A 17,322-nucleotide genomic window follows, 5' to 3' on the forward strand; every position below is an offset into this window, starting at 1 on the left:
GTCAGCCGATGCCGAAGCGGTGCTCGGTCGCGCTGGCGAACACCTCGCCGGGGCGCAGCACGGTCGACGCAAACGCCGGCCTGTTCGGCGCATCGGGAAAGTGCTGCGTCTCCAGGCACAGGCCGTCGCCCTGGCGCAGGCTCGCGCCCGCGCTGCCGCGCAGGCTGCCGTCGAGGAAGTTGCCCGAATAGAACTGCACGCCGGGCTCGGTGGTGTGCACGTCCATCACGCGGCCCGAGGCTTCGTGGGCGAGGCGCGCCGCAAACGCCAGGCCCGTGCCGCTGCGATCGCCGTCGAGAACCCAGTTGTGGTCGTAGCCGTGCGCGCGCAGCAGCTGCTCGTGCCCTTCGCGAATGCGATCGCCGATGCGCGTCGGCGTGCGGAAATCGAAAGGCGTGCCGGCCACCTCGCCCAGCCCGAGCGGAATGAGCGTGGCATCGACCGGGCAGTAGCGGCTCGCGGGCAGCGTCAGCACATGGTCCATCACCGAACCGCTGCCGGCGAGGTTGAAGTAGTCGTGGTGGCTCAGGTTGAGCACCGTGGGCCGGTCGGTGGTGGCGCGGTAATCGATGCGCCAGGTGTTGGCGGTGGCACTCAAGGTGTAGCGCACCGTCAGCTGCACCTCGCCGGGGTAGCCTTCTTCGCCGTCGGCGCTGATGTAGCGCAGCTCGAGAGCGAGTTCGTGCGGCACCGGCACGATCTCCCAGTAGCGCTTGCCGAAGCCGGTGGCGCCGCCATGCAGCGTGTTCACGCCGTCGTTCAGGCCCAGCTGGTGAGCCGTGCCATCGAGCGTGAAGCGGCCCGCCGCGATGCGGTTCGCGTAGCGGCCGACGATGGTGCCGAAGTGCGGGTGCGGCTTCAGGTAGTCCGCCAGCGACGGCAGACCCAGCACCACGTTCGCGCTGCGTCCTTGCCGGTCGGGCACGTGCAGCGCGGTGACGATGCCGCCGAGGTTGATGGCGCTCAGGCGCAGGCCGTGGCCGTTGTCGAGCGTGTATTCGGTGACGGGCCGGCCGTCGGGCATGGCGCCGAAGGGGCGCGAAGTGAGGGGTTCGGTCATCGGGCTTGCGACTGCAGCGCCTCGCGCGCGCACTGCGATGCGGTGCGCAGGCCGATGCGGTCTTTCAGGTCGTGGAAGGTCGGAGGCTCGGCGTCGTGCGTCATCACCTCGACGCGATGGCCCGCCTTGCCCACCGCGTCGGCAAAGCGCTGCTGCAGCGCGAACGGCGTGTTGCGGTCGCCGGGGTTGCCGATGAGCACGATGCGCCGCTGCGGGTCGCGCGGGATGCCGGCCACATGGTCCAGCGGGTCGTAGACCTGCATGCTGCCCGTGGTGTCGGTGCGCCCGTTCTTCGAGCGGCCGAGCAGCCGCGCGCGCTCCAGCAGGTCGAAGGCGCCCGAGGTGAGCACCGCGCAGGCCACGCGCGTGCGCCCGAGCGTGAGCAGCGCGGCGCCGGCCGTGGCGCCGCCGCTGTGGCCGAAGAGCACCACGCGCTGCAGCCGGTGGCGCTGCATCAGCGCTTCGAGCGCCGCATCGAGCGCATGGAACTCCACCGCCTCGCGCCGCTGGCGGTGGTCGCCCGACGAGCCGTAGGTGCCGGGGCGCGCCATGAAGATCCACGGCATGCCCGCGCGGTCGCTCGCGGCCTGCGCGTCGAGCGTGCGCAGCGGTTCGGTGTTGCCGGGAATGCGCGTGGGCGACAGGTTCATCACGCTGTCGCGGTCGCCCGAGAACTGCACGATGGCGATGCGCGCGTCGTCGATGTCGCGGCTCGCGAAGTAGCGGATGCACGACGGTCCCTCGACCGCCTGCACCCAGAGGAAGCCCGGGCGGTCGGGGCAGTTGGCGCGCACGGCGGGCTGGTTCCAGTGCAGCAGCGCGCCCTCGGCCGAGGCGGAGGCCACCGGCTCGCGCGGCGCTGCGGCCTTCGGCGCATCGGCACGCTGCGCGCAGGCCGTCTGCACGAGGGCAAGGAGCACACAGGCCAGGCGCGCGCGCGGGCTCATAGCTTCTGCAGCAGTTCGGAGATGAGGCCGAAGTCCGACTGCTGGCGGTCGCCCTTCACCAGCACCAGGTCGCCGTCGCGCAGGAATTCGCCGAGGTAGCCGGTGAGCTGCGCGGCGTCTTCGAAGTGCGGGCCGAGCAGCTCGGCCGGCACCTCCTCGCGCAGCCAGCGCATCTCGGCGCCGTGCGTCACCAAGTGCTGGATGCCCGAGGCCAGCAGCGGCGCGGCCAGGCTGCGGTGCATCGCCTCGGCTTCCTTGTCGAGGTTGATGATGCGCCCGAGCACGCCGATCTTGCGCGTCACCGGCCCGTGCGCCGCATGCTGGCAGGTGCGCACGAACTCCATCGCGTTGCGCATCGACATGACCTCGGCGTTCCAGCTGTCGTCGATCAGCGTCGCCTGCACGCCGCCCTGCGTGCGCAGCGGGCGCAGCTGCATCACCGAGGCCGGCAGGCGCACGAAGGGCATGCGCGCGCACGCGGCCTCGGCGTCGAAGCCCAGCGCCAGCAGCGCCGCGAAGGCCAGCGCCGAATTGCGCACCAGCCCGGCGCTCGCGATCGGGAACAGGTACTCGACCGTGCGACCCGGCAGCGCGATGCGCACGCGGCAGCCGCCGTCGGGCTCGGGCCGCGTGTCGACGATGCGGATGTTGGCGTCGGGGCTGCTGCCCACCACCCAGATGGCGCCCGCCGTGCGCGCGGCCGCCCGCACCACCTGCATCAGGCAGGGGATGTGGTCGGGCACGATGGCCACGCCGCCGGGCTCCAGGCCCAGGAAGATGCGCGACTTGAACTCGGCCGTCTGCTCGAGCGTGGCGGTCTGGCGGGTCTGCGACAAGCCGATCTCGGTGAGGATGGCCACGTGCGGGCGCGCCACGAGCGAGATCGGGCCGCGGTCCATCCACAGCGCGCTCTGCGCCATCTCGAGCACGCACACGTCGGCGTCGGCCGCGAGGTTGGCCAGCATCGCCGGCACGCCGACGCGCGAGTTGTAGTTGTCGATGGTGGTGTGCACGCGCGCCGCCTCGGGCAGCAGGTCGCGCAGCATGGCGATGGTGGACGACTTGCCGACCGTGCCGGTCACGCCCACCACGCGCCCCTGGAAGCGCGCACGCGCGGCCACGCCCAGGTCGATCATGGCGCGGATCGGGTCCTCCACCTGCAGCAGCGGGAACGACGGGTCCAGCCCGTCCACCGGGTGCGCGACCACGGCGCCCGCGAGCGCGTGCTGCAGCACGGGCACGTCTTCGTGGCGGTCGGGGTTGTCGGCGCGCGGCTTGCTGTAGTTCTCGTGCCTGGCGAGCGTGCGGTAGTCCGATGCAATGAACAATGCCGGCTTCGGCAGCCGCGCCATGTGCGTCGGCCCGCGCACCACCGCGTTGACGAACCAGCCCGGCGGCGGCGGCACCAGCCACTGCCCGCCGGTGACACGCTGCAGGTCGTCGGCGGTCCACACGGGCGACGGCTGCGCCGGGGCACCGGGGCGCAGCGCCGCGAGCACGGGCGCGGGGCGCTCGGGCAGCGGCGTCGGAAACTTCGGCACGCGCAGGCCGCACCACACGGGCAGCCGGCGCGCGCCCGGCAGGTCGGGCACGCTGCCGCGCACGCGCACCTCGATCTGCAGCGCGTCGTTCTCGAGCAGGCCCAGGCGCGGCGCGCGCAGGCCGTAGCGGTCGCGGTAGATGCGCCCCGGCGTCCAGCGGCTGGTGGGCCACATCCAGTCGCAGGGGTCGTGGTCCATGGCCTCGCCCCAGGCCGGCATGGTGGTGCTGCGCATCGGCAGCGCGCGGAACTGCACGCGCAGGTCGGCGCTCACGGGCGCATCGGCGGTCCAGAACGACTCGACCCACAGCAGGCGCCGCCCGATGATCTGCGTCGGCGCGAGGCGGATGCCCACGAGGCGCAGCGGGCCGAACTGCAGCGGGCGCATCCTGGCGTCCTCGGGCACGGCATCGACCGACCACTCGGGCCGGGGCGCGAGCACGGGGCCGACCAGCGCGGGCGGGCGCGAGGCCGACAGCGGCGCCAGCGGTGGGCGCCCGGCCGGCGCGGTGCGTTCGGGCGGCGACAGCTGCAGCGTGCAACGCCCGTCGGGCTGCGCCGTCATCTCGGTGCCGAGCGCGCGGCACAGCTCGGCGAAACGTGCGCTCGCGGCTGCGGCCGCTTCGCCCGCAAGCTGCTGCGAGAAACCGAAGCCCACGCCCACCGGCGTGAACACCACCTCCTCGACACCATGCGGGCCGAGGCGCAGCGAGAACACGCCGGAGTCCGCGAGGTCGTTGCGGATGGCGTCGAACAGCAGGTCGCCCGCGTCGTGCAGGATCGGCCGGCCCTGATGGACCTCGATGCCCTGCAGCACGTGGGCCGAGGTGCCCAGCACCGCGTCGGCGCCGGCTTCGACGATGGCATGGCCGACGGCGATCTCGGCGCGCGAGGGCGCGGTCTCCAGGTTCTCGCCCCAGTGCACCGCCACCAGCACCACGTCGGCCTCCTGGCGCGCGGCGGCGATGCGCGGCGCGAGCGTGGCGCGCCATGCCGCCGGGTCATCGAGCGACAACCAGGCCGCGCCGGGGCGCTGCGCGGTGGCGGCGAAGCGCGGCTGCGTGGCGTCGAGCGAGAACAGCGCCACGCGCAGCCCACCGGCCTGGCGGAAGGCGGGGCTCAGTGCAGAGTCGAGATCAGGCCCGGTGCCAGCGAACGCGATGGCGGCGGCGTTCAGCAACCCGTGCTGCTCCAGCAGCGCCTCGGGGCCGTAGTCGCCGCTGTGGTTGTTGGCCGTCGCGACCATGTCGATGCCGGCCTCGGTCAGCACCGCGAGCATCTCGGGCCGCGCGCGGTAGTAGTAGGGGCAGCCCTCGTCCTTCTCGACGCCCTGCTCGCCCGTGGTGGCGACCACGCATTCGAGGTTCACGATGCGCAGGTCGGCCTCGCGCAGCGCGGGGATGTCGCCCAGCATGCGGGCCGGGCCGCCGAGGTCGTGCATGCGGTAGTGCTGGCGCCGGCCCAGGTTGACGTCGCCGCCCCACAGCACGATGCCCTCGGCACCGCGCGGCGCGGCCGATTCGGCCGTGACCTGCGTGAGTTGCGCGCTCTGCTGCTGCGCCTCGCGCGCTTCGAGCAGGCGGTGGTAGGCCACGTAGCCCGACAGGTAGTGCTCCACGTCGTCGATGCGCACGCGGAAGCTGTGGTGCTTGATGAAGAACGCGCCCGCGATGCGATCGGGGTGGCGGAAGAACATCGCCAGCTCGGGCCAGAAGTGGCCGTTGGCGAGGTAGCGCGCGCGGTGCTCCAGCGCGCGGTCGAACTTGTGGCGGTCGAGCCCCGCGAGCAGCGGGCGCAGGGCAGGGTCGGCTTCCAGCCGCAGCACCATCTCGCGTGCAGCCATCATCAGCTCGAGCAGCGTGGGGAAGGTGGTGATGCGCTCCAGCACGAAGTCCAGGTGGCCCGCCATGTTCTGCAGGCCGAACTGGTAGTAGCGCGTCTCGGGCTTGAAGCGCGTGAGCTCGTTGACGCAGTAGCTCAGCCAGTGGTCGTGCGCGCGCCAGTGGCCCGCCGCAATGAAATGCTCGAAGGCCTTCTCGACCACCGCGAGCCAGCGCGCGTCGCGCGTGAGGCCGTACAGCCGCATCAGCCCGAAGGCCGCTTCGCCGTCGTAGTAAATGATGCGGTACGGCTCCTTCACGTCGAGCCCCGGGTGGTTGAGCACGTGCACGAAGCAGCCGGTCTCGGGGTCCTGCATGGAGCGGATGCCCAGCGCCAGCTGCTCCATCAGCGGCTGGTACTGCGCATCGCCGGTGAGCTCGGTGTACTTCACCAGCGCCAGCAGGCACACGGCGTTGCCGCCGAGCTTGATCTCGTTGCCGATGTCGACCAGGAACGCGGCCTGCGTGCCGTCGGCCAGCGTGGCGCGGCGGATCAGCCGCTGGCTCAGGAAGGCCAGCGCGCGGTCGATGGCCGCCTTCTGCACGTCGCTGCGCGTGAGCTCCCAGCCTTCGAGCATGGCGTAGGTGGAGCTGGCGTGGCGCAGCGTGTTGTAGGTGGGAATCGCGCGGTCGAAGCAGGGAAACCAGCCGTAGTGGAACTCGCCCGTGGGCTTGACCTGTTCGGCCAGGTAATCGCTCGCCGAGTCGACCAGCGTGCGCACCTGCGCCGCGTCCCAGTCGGTGAGCGCGCGAAAGCCCGCGGCCTGCCCTTCGGCCGTGAGCGGCCAGGCGCCGTCGGCGTCGACGTACACGGCGCGCGTGGTGAAGCACCACACGGGCGCGGCGTCGTCGGTGGGAAAGTCGCGCTCGTCGCCGAAGCGGCGCTTGGTGTGCGTGCGCAGGTTGCCGTTGTTGGGCTCCGCGTGGTCGACCGTGCCGTTGTAGAGCACGGCGCTGCCGTGCATCTCCTGCGCGAGCAGCGCGGTCTCGAAGCGCGCGTCGAGCGCGATGCCTTCGTTGAAGTAGTTGCGCTTGGTCTGCGCCAGCCGCGCCTTCAGTTCGCCCCAGGTCATGGGCGTGGCGTGCTCGACGATCTCCGCGCGCAGCCGTTGCGCGGGCCGCTCGGCACGCTTCGCCTTCACGGCCAGCGCCTCGGCGGCGGCCTGCCAGGCGGCCTCGGTGTCGGGGCCGCGACCCATGACGACGCGGGCGCGGCTTTCGCCCTCGCCCATCGCGAGGAACACCACGCAGCCGGCCTCGTCGGTGGCGGGCGGGGCCGGGGGCAGCGCCCCGTCCGGGGTGGCCAGGGCCTGCCTGGCGCGGTTCAACAGATCGGCGAGGGGGACGGGAGCTTGGTGAGTCATGCGCCGCGAATGATGACAGGCCCCGGCGCGGCCTGCCACTGCGGAAATCCGGGGCGGCGTCAGACCCGGATCAGGCCCGGGTCACGCCCAGGCGTCGAACACCGCGCCGCGCACGGCCTCGACCGCCGCCGATCGCTGGCCGCCGGCCGGCGCGATCCAGCACAGCCAGGTGTGTGAGCGCCAACCGTTCCAGATCTTCAGTTCGCCCTCGCGCTCGCCCTGCTCGGCCTGGTCCAGCCGCATCAGGCCCGCGCCCATGCCGCTGGCGACCATGCTGCGGATGGCGCTCTCGCCGTCGGCGGTGACGCCCTGGCGGTAGTCGCGCCCGGCGGAGGCGAACAGTTTTTCGAGGTGCGCGCGCAGGATGCACGAGGGCGGCGTGCCGACCCAGGTCAGGTCGGTGAGCTGCGCGAGCGTGAGATCGGGGTGCGTTTGCGCCACCGCCAGCGGCAGGCCCACGGCCAGGTCGACCACGCCCAGGCGCCGCAGCTCGAAGCCTTCGAGCCGCTCGGCATCGCTGAGCACGTAGGCGCAGTCGAGTTCGCCGCGCTGCACGGCCGCCAGGGTTTCGTACGACAGCCCCTGCTTGAGCTGCAGCGTGACCTGCGGATGCTGCTGCGCCAGCGTGACCAGCACGCTGCCCAGGCGCAGCGCCACCGGATCGACCACCGTGCCGAAGCGCACCACGCCCTGCGCCGCGCCGCGCAGCTGGTCGGCGGCCGACTGCATCCGCATCGCCGAGGCCAGGGTGCGCTCGGCCTCTTCGAGCAGGCGACGGCCGGCCGCGGTGGGCGACATGCCGCGCGGCGTGCGCTCGAACAGGCGCACGCCGAGTTCGTCTTCGAGCGCCTTGAGCTGCGCGCTGGCGGCCGGGGCGCTGGTGAACACGCGTTCGGCGGCGCGGGTCAGGTTGCCCTCCTTCGCGATGGCGACGAAGGTCTTCAGTTGGTACAGCTCCATGACCGCGGATTGTGAGCGCGTGCGGTGCGGTCGTCCGTTCGCTTTTTCGGAAGCCCCTGTCCAAAGAAACGAATGGCCTTCGCGGCGGGGCGTCCCCATCCTCTAGGTCACGCACTCACCGTTTTCTTGAAAGGCCTTCCCGTGTCCTCCCCTTCCTCACGCCTGCCGGGCATTGCGGCCCTGCTCTTCGCCACCGCCAGCTGGGGCAGCCTGTTCCTCGTCGGCAAGGGCGTGCTGCAGCACGTGGCGCCGGTGTGGCTCACGCTCATCCGCTACACCCTGTCGGCGCTGGTGTTCGCCGCGCTGCTCGGCCTGCGCGGCAGCGGCGGCTGGCACAAGCTGCGGCAGCATGCGGTGCCGCTGGCGCTGCACGGCTTTGCGGGCTTCGGCGTGTTCAGCATCCTGCTGTTCGTCGGGCTCTCGCACTCGGTGCCTTCGCATGGCGCCGTGCTGATCGCGACCACGCCGATCACCACGCAGCTGCTGCGCTGGTGGCTCGACGGCGTGCGCCCGACACGCACGACCCTGCTGACCGCCGCGCTGGCGCTGGCCGGCGTGGCGACGGTGGCCGGGCTGCTGTCGCCGGGCGGCGCAGGCCTGTCGCACGACACGCTGCTCGGCGACGCCATCGCCTTCGTCGGCACGCTGGGCTGGGTCGTCTACACGCGCGGCGCGGCGCGCTTCCCGACGCTGGACACGGTGGACTACACCGCGCTCACGGTGCTGGCCTCGTGGCCGCTGCTGCTGGCCGTGGCGGTGGGCATGACCGCGCTGGGCGCCTCGCCCGCGCCCGACGCGCAGGGTATGCGCCTGTCGTGGCAGGTGCTGCTGTACGTGGGGCTGGTGCCGTCGGCGCTCGCGGTGCTGGCTTTCAACCACGGCGTGCGCGCGCTCGGCGCGGTCACGGGCACGGCCTTCCTGAACTTCGTGCCGGTGTCGGCGTTGCTGATGGGCGTGGCGCTGGGCAAGCCGCCCGCGACGCACGAGATCGTCGGCGTGGCGATGGTGGTGGTGGCGCTGCTGCTGCATGTGGCGGCAGCGAAGCGGGCGGCAACGCCGGTGACCCCGGTCCGCGCGCCGACGCCGGGTCAGCGCGCCTGCGGCGTCACGCCATGAACAGCGCTCAGCCCTCGGCGCGGCTGCGCCGGAAGATCGCGTAGTTGCCGTTCGCCATCCCCACGAGCACCTCGCCCACGTACAGCCGCGACTCCAGGTTGGCGACGGTGCGCCCGCGGTTGAGCAGCGTGGTCCTGCAGACGACCTGGCCTTCGAACACGGGCTTGAAGTAGTTCATCTTGATCTCGATGGTGGCGCAGATCTCGCCCGCCTCGAGCGTGGGGTACAGCGCCGTGCCCATGCCCGTGTCGGCCAGCGCATACAGCACGGCGCCGTGCACCACCTCGTGCGGGTTCAGGTGCTGCGGCGCGACGACCAGCGTCATGGTGCTGGCGCCGGCGGTGGCTTGCTCGCAGTGCAGGTCGATCAGTTCGGCGAAGGGGTGTTTCATGGCGACGGGAAATGAACGGACCGGCCGACTGTAGACCGCACGGCCGTCAGTCGCCGAGCGCGCGGTAGAAGTAGGTGGTGCCGCACGGCGTGCCGTCGGGCAGCAGCGCGTAGCCGGGGATGGTGCCCACGCGCTGCCAGCCGCAGCGGGTGTACAGCCGCTCGGCCTCGGGGCTGGAGGTGTCGAGCACCAGCAGCGTCTTGCCGTGGTCGCGCGCGCGCTGTTCGGCGCCCTTCATCAGCAGCGCGCCGAGGCCGTGGCGGCGTGCGCGGCGGTGCACCAGCATCTTCGCGACCTCGCCGCGGTGCGGCTGGTTCTCGGGCTGCGCCAGCACCAGCTGCACGGTGCCGACGATGCCTGCGTCGTCCTCGGCCACGAGCAGCTCGCGCTCACCGCGCGCCACGCCGTCGGCCACGTGGCGCCAGAAGGCCCGCGCGCGCTCGGGCGTGAGCGGCTGCATGAAGCTCACCGAGGCGCCGCCGTCGACGCAGTCGATGAGCACGTCGGCCAGCGCGTTCAGCTCGGCCTCGGTCACGGAAGAAAGGGCGCGCAGGCGCGGGGTGGTGGTGGCAGCAGTCATGGTCATTTCCGGTTGGATGCGTGAGAAGGCGCGCTGGTGATGACGACCGCGTAGCGCGCCGTCTCGCGGGTGGGGTTGAAGTAGCTCGTCGGCTGGTCGAGCACGAGCGCGAGACAGTCGCCCGCTTCGAGCCGGTGCTGCTGGTCGCCGACCGCGAGTTCGATGCAGCCTTCGAGCACCCACACCTGCTGGTGGATGCGCGGCTCGCGCGCGCCGGTTTCGTAGGCCACGCGCGCGCCGGGCGGAAACAGCACCTCGACGATCTGGATCGGCGAGGCATCGCCGCCGGCCGAGACGTTGCGGCGCAGGTAGCCCGAATGCGGATCGCGCCATTCGAGCTGGTCGGCGCGGCGCGACACCGGGCTGGCGGCCGGCGCGTCGGACTCGAACAGCGAGGCCAGCGGCACGCCCAGGCCGGTCGCGAGTTTTTCGAGCAGCACGGCCGTCGGACTGCTCTCGCCGCGCTCGATCAGAGAGATCATGGAGCGGCTGACGCCGCAGTGCGTGGCCAGGGCGTCGAGCGAGAGATCGCGCGCGGCGCGCAGGGCGCGCACACGCTGGGCGATGCGGTCGTTGAGGCTGGGGGTCGAAGCTGATTCTTCTTTCATATTGGATGAAATATCCAATGAAATAGAAATTCAGTCAACCCCGGGGTGAACGCCGGCCGTCTCGACCGCAGAGACTTGCTCGTCGAAGTGACTGTTCTTTGGAGAAATATTCATGCCAATCGCTGAAATCATCCAACACATCACCACCACCGACGCACCATGAGCGCCAACGATCCCGCCCCCCTGCCCTCGACGTTTGCCACCTTCGCCGACGGCCCCGCCGCGCCGTCCGCGCTGCGCGCCCGCATCACGGCCGCCTGCCGGCCGCCCGAATCGGAGGCGCTGGCACCGCTGCTCGCGCAGGCCCGGCTGCCGGCCGATCAGGCCGCCGAAGCCCACGCCCTGGCCCATCGCATCGCCCACCAGCTGCGCCAGCGCAAAAACGGCGGTGGCCGCTCAGGCCTCGTGCAGGGCCTGCTGCAGGAGTACGCGCTGTCGTCGCAGGAAGGCGTCGCGCTGATGTGCCTGGCCGAGGCGCTGCTGCGCATTCCCGACGCCGACACGCGCGACGCGCTCATCCGCGACAAGATCGCCCAGGGCCAGTGGCAGGCGCACGCGGGGCACAGCCCGTCGGTGTTCGTCAACGCCGCCACCTGGGGCCTGCTGCTCACGGGCAGGCTGGTGGCCACGCACAGCGAGACGGGCCTGTCGGCCACGCTCACACGGCTGATCGGCAAGGGCGGCGAGCCGCTGATCCGCAAGGGCGTGGACATGGCGATGCGCATGATGGGCGAGCAGTTCGTCACCGGCGAAACCATCGCCCAGGCGCTGGCGCATGCGCGCACGCTGGAGGCGCAGGGCTTTCGCTATTCGTACGACATGCTCGGCGAGGCCGCGCTCACGGCCGACGATGCGCGCCGCTACCGCGCGGCCTACGAAGACGCCATCCACGCCATCGGCCGCGCCTCGAACGGGCGCGGCGTGTACGGCGGGCCGGGCATCTCGATCAAGCTGTCGGCACTGCACCCGCGCTACAGCCGCGCGCAGTACACGCGCGTGATGGCCGAGCTGTACCCGGTGCTGCGCGACCTGGCGCTGCTGGCGCTGCATTACGACATCGGCCTGAACATCGACGCGGAAGAAGCCGACCGGCTCGAACTCTCGCTCGACCTGCTGGAGCGCCTGTGCTTCGAGCCCGCGCTGGCGGGCTGGCAGGGCATCGGCTTCGTGGTGCAGGGCTATCAGAAGCGCTGCCCCTTCGTGATCGACTGGGTGATCGACCTCGCGCGCCGCAGCGGCCACCGGCTCATGGTGCGGCTCGTGAAGGGCGCCTACTGGGACAGCGAGATCAAGCGCGCGCAGCTCGACGGGCTGGCGGGCTACCCGGTCTACACGCGCAAGGCCTACACCGACGTGTCGTACCTCGCGTGCGCGCGCCGCCTGCTCGACGCGCCCGACGCGGTGTACCCGCAGTTCGCCACGCACAACGCCCACACGCTGGCCGCGATCTACACGATGGCCGACCCGTCGCGCTACACGCCGGGCCAGTACGAGTTCCAGTGCCTGCACGGCATGGGCGAGCCGCTGTACGAGCAGGTGGTGGGGCCGCTCGGGCGGCCCTGCCGCATCTACGCGCCGGTGGGCACGCACGAGACGCTGCTGGCCTACCTGGTGCGGCGGCTGCTGGAGAACGGCGCCAACACCTCGTTCGTGAACCGCATCGCCGACGCGTCGATTCCGCTCGACACGCTGGTGGAAGACCCGGTCGCGACCGTCGAGCGCATGGCTGCAGAGGAAGGCGCGATGGGCCTGCCGCACGCGGCCATTCCGCTGCCGGCCGCACTCTACGGTGCGCAGCGCGCCAACTCGCAGGGCCTGGACCTCGCGAGCGAAGCCACGCTGCATGCGCTCGCCGCCACGCTGCAAGCCAGCGCGAGCGAGCCGTGGCGCGCCACGCCGATGCTCGCCGCGCCGCGCGCCGAAGACGAAGCCAGTCGCACCTGGGCCGAGGTGCGCAACCCCGCCGACCGCCGCGACCTCGTCGGCCAGGTGCAGGATGCGGTGCCGGGCGACGTGGCCTCGGCCATTGCGCAGGCCGAAGCCGTCGCCACCGCGTGGGCCGCCACGCCGCCCGCCGAGCGCGCCGCCGCCCTCGACCGTGCCGCCGCATCGCTCGAAGCGCAGCAGCCGCGCCTGCTCGGCCTGTTGATGCGCGAGGCCGGCAAGAGCGGCGCCAACGCCATCGCCGAGGTGCGCGAGGCGGTCGACTTCCTGCGCTACTACGCGGCGCAGGCTCGCACCGATTTCGCCAACGCCACGCACCGCCCGCTCGGGCCGGTGGTGTGCATCAGCCCGTGGAACTTTCCGCTCGCGATCTTCACCGGCCAGGTGGCCGCGGCGCTCGCGGCGGGCAACCCCGTGCTGGCCAAGCCGGCCGAGCAGACGCCGCTGGTCGCCGCCGAGGCGGTGCGCGTGCTGTGGGAGGCCGGCGTGCCGCGCGCGGCGGTGCAGCTGCTGCCGGGGCGCGGCGAGACCGTCGGCGCCGCGCTGGTCGGCGACGCGCGCGTGCAGGGCGTGATGTTCACGGGCTCGACCGAGGTCGCGCGCCTGCTGCAGAAGACGCTGTCGATGCGCCTCGGTGCGCACGGCGCGCCGGTGCCGCTGATCGCCGAGACCGGCGGACAGAACGCGATGATCGTCGACTCGTCCGCGCTCGTGGAGCAGGTGGTGGCCGACGTGATGGCCTCGGCCTTCGACAGCGCGGGCCAGCGCTGCTCGGCGCTGCGCGTGCTGTGCGTGCAGGAAGAAGCCGCCGACCGCCTCGTGGCGATGCTGCAGGGCGCGATGGCCGAGAGCTGCATCGGCAACCCCGCGCGGCTCGCGGTGGACGTGGGCCCGGTCATCGACGACGAGGCGCGCGACGGCATCGAGCGCCACATCGCCGGCATGCGCGGGCGCGGCCGGCGCGTGTTCCGCCAGGGCCGCGAGTTCGGCCACGACACGCGCCACGGCACCTTCGTGCTGCCCACGCTGGTCGAGCTGGAACACCTGGGCGAGCTGCAGCGCGAGGTGTTCGGCCCCGTGCTGCACCTGCTGCGCTACCGCCGCCGCGACCTGGGCGCGCTCATCGGCCAGATCAACGGCAGCGGCTACGGCCTCACGCTGGGCGTGCACACGCGCATCGACGAGACCATTGCGCAGGTGGTGGCGCAGGCGCAGGCGGGCAACGTCTACGTGAACCGCAACATGGTCGGCGCGGTGGTGGGCGTGCAGCCCTTCGGCGGCGAAGGCCTGTCGGGCACCGGGCCGAAGGCCGGCGGGCCGCTGTACATGGCACGCCTGCTGTCGGCGCGGCCCGACGACGTGCTGGCGCGCGCCGTGGCGGGCGACGCACCCGTCTCACCATCGGCCGGCCTCGCGGCGCTCGAAGGCTGGGCGCGCGACACAGGCCGCGACGCCCTGGCCGCGCAGTGCCGCCGCTTCGCCGGCCTGGCGCACGTGGGCCGCGCACGCACGCTGGCCGGCCCGACCGGCGAGCGCAACGTCTACACGCTGCAGCCGCGCGAGGCCGTGCTGTGCCTCGCCGATGCGCAAGCCGACCGGCTCGTGCAACTGGCGGCCGTGCTGTCGGTCGGCAGCACCGCCATCTGGCCCGCCGATGCGCCCGGCGCGCACGCGCTGCTGGCCGCGCTGCCCGACGAAGCGCGCCACGCGGTCGTGCTCGCCAACGACTGGCGCGCACCCACCGTGGTCTTCGATGCCGTGCTGCACCACGGCGACGCCGGCCACCTTGCCGGCGTGCTGCAGCAGGTGGCGGCGCGGCCCGGCCCCATCGTCGGCGTGCGCGGCTTCGCGCCGGGCGACACCGGCATTCCGCTCGAAAGCCTGGTGCTGGAGCGCGCGCTGAGCGTCAACACGGCCGCGGCCGGCGGCAATGCGAGCCTGATGACGATCGGGTGAGCAGGCTTACTTATCGAACGCGGGATCGATCGGCACGCGGTAGCCGTTGACCAGCCGATTGGTCTCGTTCGCCATGCCGACCACGGCCATCAGCTCGGCGAACATGGCCGGCGTCATGCCGGCCTTTTCCGCGCCCGCGTGGTGGCTCGCGATGCAGTAGCCGCAGTTGTTGGTGACGCTCACCGCAAGGTAGATCATTTCCTTCACCACCGGGTCGAGCGCGCCCGGCGCCATCACCTCCTTGAGGCTGGCCCAGGTGCGCTTGAGCGTGGCCGGGTCGTTGGCCAGGTACTTCCAGAAGTTGTTGACGTCGGGCACGTTGCGCGACGCCTTGATGTCGTCGAACACCGCGCGGACCTCGTCGGAAGCGGCGGCGTGCTCGATGGGCTGGGGTTTCATGCGATCTCCTGAAGTGTGAATGCGCGATGGAAAGCAACAATTGCTTTCGGGTCGCTCACATTTATTGTGAATTAGGTCCTAGGTTCACGCGCCCTGCGGTTCATACAGTCGAAGCGTCACACATCAAGCGCGCCATCAGGCGCCATCTCAGGGAGCAGAGAGAACCATGGAACACGTCATCCAGCACGTGGGAGGCGGTGCGCGCGTCGCATTCGTCCACCAGAAGAAAACCAGAGGCATCGCGGGCGCCGTGCTCGCACTGGCCGCCGGCCTTGCCGGCCCGTCGGCCTGGGCCGACGTGAGCCTGGGCGGTGCCAGCTACACCACCGGCTCGGGCGCGGTCTGCAGCTCGGGCGGCGCCGGCCCGACATGGGCGTGCCAGGTGCCCAACGGCAGCGGCGGCTTCGCGCTCATCACGGGCGTGCCGACCGACCCCGTGAACGGCGGCCCCGATGCCGCGGCCTTGCAAGGCATGGTGAGCGGCAACCTCGGCGGCGACGCGCTGCTGCTCGGCGGCACGGCCGCCAAGGCCACCGGCTTCGGCAGCGTGGCGGCGGGCTCCGACGCACGCGCCACCGAAACCTACGCCACCGCCATCGGCTCCACCACCGTGGCCGCGGGCGTCAGCAGCACCGCCGTGGGCAACGTGGCCCAGGCCTTCGGCACCAACGCCACGGCCATCGGCGCCAACAGCACGGCCGTGGCCACCAGCAGCGTCGCAGTGGGCGACCGCGCCACCGCGAGCGACATCAATTCGACCGCGCTCGGCGCCAACACGCAGGCGCGCAAGAAGAGCAGCCTGGCGGCCGGCGACAAGGCGATTGCCGACGGCATCAACGCCGCCGCGCTGGGCGCGAACACACAGGCGCTGGCCGACAGCGCCGTGGCCGTGGGCGACCGCGCCACGGCGGGCGCCGAGTCGGCCGTGGCCGTGGGCCGCCAGAGCACCGCATCGGCCGCGTCCGCCGTGGCCATCGGCACCGGCGCGACAGCGAGCGCCGTCAATGGCATGGCACTCGGCGCCGGCGCCACCGCCGACCGCGCGGGCATGAACGGCCAGCAAGAGCGCTTCTCGAACGTCGCCGTGGGCTCCACGCAGGGCGCGGTCTCGGTCGGCAGCGCGGGCGGCGAGCGGCAGATCACGAACGTGGCGGGCGGCACGCAGGCGACCGACGCGGTCAACGTGCGCCAGCTGCAGGCCGTGCAGGCCGGCGCGGTCAACTACGTGACCAACGTGGACGGCAGCGTGAACCACAACCAGATCGTGCTGGGCAACGGACAGGCGCCCAACGGCACCACCGTGTCCAACGTGGCGCCCGGCGTGGCCGGCACCGACGCCGTGAACGTGAACCAGCTGAACGCCCAGGGCGCGCAGTGGCGCGACGCCATCCGCGTGAACCAGCGCGACGCCAACGCCGGCACCGCCGGTGCGATGGCCATGGCCGGCATGCCGCAGGCCTACATGCCGGGCAAGAACATGATCGCGGCCGGAATCGCCGGCTACGAGGGGCAGAGCGCGCTCGCGGTCGGCTTCTCGAGCATCTCGGACAACGGCAAGTGGGTGATGAAGTTCACCGGCTCGGCCAACTCGCGCGGCCGCGTCGGCGTCTCGGCCGGTGCGGGCTACCAGTGGTGAGCCGCATGAACCACAGAACCGCCATCGCTCCAGGCCCCACGCATTCCTCCTTCATGACACGCACCTTTTTTCTGCCCACCGCCGCGCTGCTGGCCTTGCTCACCCTCGCCGGCTGCACCTCGTACGTGAGCCGCGGCATCGACAGCGACGGCAAGGCCACCGAACTCGTCTGGCCCGGCGCTGACCAGCAGCAGACCTGGCAGACCGAAGGCAGCTTTCCGAACCGCGAGAACCTGCGCGCCATCGGCCCCGGCGCCACCAAGGACCAGCTGTACGCGCTCATCGGCCGCCCGCACTTCGACGAAGGCATGGCGGCCGTGCGCGAGTGGGACTACGTCTTTCACTTCCGCTCGGGTGGCGGCGCCACGAGCTGCCGCTACAAGGTGATCTTCGACACCGACTACAAGGCACGCAGCTTCCACTGGAACCCGGCGGTCTGCGCGGAGCTGGCGAAGGGCTAGGGCTGATCAGCCGCCCTGCGGCGGCTCCGGCCGCCGCCACAGCCACGTCAGCACGACCGCCATCGAGCCGATGGCCACGCCCGCGAGCCACGGCTTGTGGGCGGTGAACCCGATGACGACCGCGCAGAACGCCATCGCCGCGGTGGCGCTCCACTTGGCGCGCCGGCTCACCGTGCGGCCGTTCTCCCAGTTACGCAGCAGCGGCCCGAAGAGCCGGTGATTCAGCAGCCAGCGATGCAGCCGCGGCGAGCTGCGCGCGGCGGCCCACGCGGCCATCAGCACGAAGACCGTGGTCGGCATGCCCGGCGCGACCACGCCGATGGCGGCCAGCACCAGGCACAGCGCGGCAAAGGCCATCAGCAGCCAGCGCACGACCAGCGGCAACGGCCGGGGCTCCACGACAGCGGGCGGGTTCTGGGGGTCTTCGGCGGGCGTCACGGGCCGATTGTCTTTCTTTCTCTTTCACCGCACCGACGCGCT

The 17,322-nt window shown here is 72.0% G+C and carries 13 protein-coding genes; 4 read left to right on the top strand and 9 right to left on the bottom strand.

Going from position 1 to position 17,322, the window contains the following annotated elements; all coding sequences use genetic code 11:
• Window position 1 precedes the first annotated feature (1 nt).
• The 4 genes from ACAM52_RS23600 to ACAM52_RS23615 form a co-directional block, all read right to left on the bottom strand.
• Entirely contained in the window at window positions 2–1,060 is a 1,059-nt protein-coding gene (locus tag ACAM52_RS23600; protein WP_369644710.1) for an aldose epimerase family protein, read from the bottom strand.
• Window positions 1,057–2,007, bottom strand: coding sequence for an alpha/beta hydrolase family protein (locus ACAM52_RS23605; RefSeq protein ID WP_369644711.1), 951 nt, complete (start codon window positions 2,005–2,007; stop codon window positions 1,057–1,059). The genes ACAM52_RS23600 and ACAM52_RS23605 overlap by 4 nt, the downstream gene beginning before the upstream one ends.
• Complete coding sequence (locus ACAM52_RS23610; RefSeq protein ID WP_369644712.1) at window positions 2,004–6,791, bottom strand: CapA family protein; 4,788 nt, start codon at window positions 6,789–6,791, stop codon at window positions 2,004–2,006. The genes ACAM52_RS23605 and ACAM52_RS23610 overlap by 4 nt, the downstream gene beginning before the upstream one ends.
• An 81-nt stretch (window positions 6,792–6,872) precedes the next feature.
• Window positions 6,873–7,751: a LysR family transcriptional regulator gene (locus tag ACAM52_RS23615; RefSeq protein WP_369644713.1), complete on the bottom strand. Its 879-nt coding sequence runs from the start codon at window positions 7,749–7,751 to the stop codon at window positions 6,873–6,875.
• A gap of 141 nt (window positions 7,752–7,892) precedes the next feature.
• On the opposite strand from ACAM52_RS23615, the gene ACAM52_RS23620 reads away from it, so the two are divergent.
• Window positions 7,893–8,867, top strand: a complete 975-nt coding sequence (locus ACAM52_RS23620; protein WP_369644714.1) for a DMT family transporter — start codon at window positions 7,893–7,895, stop codon at window positions 8,865–8,867.
• Between the two features lie 7 nt (window positions 8,868–8,874).
• Here the strand turns inward: ACAM52_RS23620 and ACAM52_RS23625 are convergent, their stop codons facing one another.
• From ACAM52_RS23625 to ACAM52_RS23635, 3 genes are read right to left on the bottom strand one after another with little or no spacing between them, the layout of a single operon-like run.
• Complete coding sequence (locus ACAM52_RS23625) at window positions 8,875–9,258, bottom strand: PaaI family thioesterase (protein ID WP_095743667.1); 384 nt, start codon at window positions 9,256–9,258, stop codon at window positions 8,875–8,877.
• Window positions 9,259–9,304: 46 nt separating this feature from the next.
• Window positions 9,305–9,838 carry an N-acetyltransferase family protein gene (locus ACAM52_RS23630; RefSeq protein ID WP_369644715.1) on the bottom strand — a complete coding sequence of 178 codons (534 nt, stop codon included), beginning with the start codon at window positions 9,836–9,838 and terminating at the stop codon, window positions 9,305–9,307.
• Window positions 9,839–9,840: 2 nt separating this feature from the next.
• On the bottom strand, window positions 9,841–10,446 hold the full coding sequence (locus ACAM52_RS23635) for a helix-turn-helix domain-containing protein (RefSeq protein ID WP_369644716.1): 606 nt from the start codon (window positions 10,444–10,446) through the stop codon (window positions 9,841–9,843).
• 159 nt (window positions 10,447–10,605) lie between these two features.
• Between ACAM52_RS23635 and putA the strand changes: the two genes are divergently transcribed.
• Window positions 10,606–14,346 (top strand): trifunctional transcriptional regulator/proline dehydrogenase/L-glutamate gamma-semialdehyde dehydrogenase, encoded by a 3,741-nt coding sequence (gene putA / locus ACAM52_RS23640; protein ID WP_369644717.1) that lies wholly within the window; start codon window positions 10,606–10,608, stop codon window positions 14,344–14,346.
• A 6-nt stretch (window positions 14,347–14,352) separates the two neighbouring features.
• Here the strand turns inward: putA and ACAM52_RS23645 are convergent, their stop codons facing one another.
• Window positions 14,353–14,745 carry a carboxymuconolactone decarboxylase family protein gene (locus tag ACAM52_RS23645; protein ID WP_062481171.1) on the bottom strand — a complete coding sequence of 131 codons (393 nt, stop codon included), beginning with the start codon at window positions 14,743–14,745 and terminating at the stop codon, window positions 14,353–14,355.
• A gap of 166 nt (window positions 14,746–14,911) precedes the next feature.
• Between ACAM52_RS23645 and ACAM52_RS23650 the strand changes: the two genes are divergently transcribed.
• A complete protein-coding gene (locus tag ACAM52_RS23650; protein ID WP_369644718.1) occupies window positions 14,912–16,381 on the top strand; it encodes a YadA family autotransporter adhesin in 1,470 nt (489 codons plus the stop codon).
• Between the two features lie 53 nt (window positions 16,382–16,434).
• Window positions 16,435–16,842 carry an outer membrane protein assembly factor BamE gene (locus tag ACAM52_RS23655; protein ID WP_369644719.1) on the top strand — a complete coding sequence of 136 codons (408 nt, stop codon included), beginning with the start codon at window positions 16,435–16,437 and terminating at the stop codon, window positions 16,840–16,842.
• Window positions 16,843–16,848: 6 nt separating this feature from the next.
• Here the strand turns inward: ACAM52_RS23655 and ACAM52_RS23660 are convergent, their stop codons facing one another.
• Window positions 16,849–17,199: a YbaN family protein gene (locus tag ACAM52_RS23660; RefSeq protein ID WP_369647771.1), complete on the bottom strand. Its 351-nt coding sequence runs from the start codon at window positions 17,197–17,199 to the stop codon at window positions 16,849–16,851.
• Window positions 17,200–17,322 lie beyond the last annotated feature (123 nt).

The organism is Variovorax sp. V118 (assembly GCF_041154445.1).
Taxonomy (GTDB): domain Bacteria; phylum Pseudomonadota; class Gammaproteobacteria; order Burkholderiales; family Burkholderiaceae_C; genus Variovorax; species Variovorax boronicumulans.